The sequence below is a fragment of the Lentilactobacillus parakefiri genome, assembly GCF_002157585.1.
Taxonomy (GTDB): domain Bacteria; phylum Bacillota; class Bacilli; order Lactobacillales; family Lactobacillaceae; genus Lentilactobacillus; species Lentilactobacillus parakefiri.
Genome location: NZ_BDGB01000129.1, coordinates 1 through 438 on the forward strand (window position 1 = coordinate 1; position 438 = coordinate 438).

The 438-nt window shown below is 44.1% G+C and carries 1 protein-coding gene; it reads left to right on the forward strand.

The window, feature by feature from the left end; translation table 11 throughout:
• Positions 1–438 (forward strand): transposase (locus LPKJCM_RS11615; RefSeq protein ID WP_165758612.1); only part of this gene is annotated, 438 nt, incomplete at both ends.

Below are 438 nucleotides of genomic sequence, written 5' to 3' on the forward strand. Positions count from 1 at the left end.
GGACGCCGAAACGCACGAATTAATTGATCTATTGCCCTTTAGAACCATCTATCAGCTTCAAAAGTACTTCCAGCATTATGATCAGGCTGCTCGGGAAAATGTCAAAATTATTGTGACTGATATGAATTATACCTATCCCAAATTGGTTGGTCGCATTTTCCCTAATGCCATTGTCGTCATTGATCCCTTCCACCTAGTTAATGCTTTAAACCGCGCCTTTAATAAGACGCGGGTGCGGCTTATGAAAACCCTGGCGACTTCTTCACGCGAGTATCGTGCCTTAAAGCGTTACTGGAAATTATTATTAACTCCGGCAAGTCACCTCAACTACGAGGTCTTCCGGAAATGGACGAACTTCTCGTATCTGGCGACTGCCACTGATGTGGTTGATGCTTTATTAGGCATTGATCCCGAGCTCAAGCAAACATACGCTATGAT